At 57.0% G+C, this 207-nt stretch carries 1 protein-coding gene; it reads right to left on the minus strand.

Features of this window, described 5'->3' with window-relative positions; genetic code table 11:
* On the minus strand, nucleotides 1-207 hold a 207-nt coding region (locus HMPREF2572_RS10110; RefSeq protein WP_148132330.1), incomplete at both ends, for an integrase arm-type DNA-binding domain-containing protein.

Below are 207 nucleotides of genomic sequence, written 5' to 3' on the forward strand. Positions count from 1 at the left end.
TGACGCGGGCGGCGTGGTTTTCTTTCCAGCGGTGTAGATTGTCGGTATGCCATCGGCGGGCGATTGATTCAAAGGTATTTAGGGCGGCGGCTTGCCGTTCGCGTTTTTCCTGTTGCTTGGCTTCGCTGGGGTCTTGCCCCGATACAAGCAAACGGCGGGCGTTTTCAGCGGCTTGGCGGGCTTCTACCAGTGATACGGTTGGATATT

Origin of the sequence: Neisseria sp. HMSC064E01, assembly GCF_001808875.1 — a bacterium.
Taxonomy (GTDB): domain Bacteria; phylum Pseudomonadota; class Gammaproteobacteria; order Burkholderiales; family Neisseriaceae; genus Neisseria; species Neisseria sicca_A.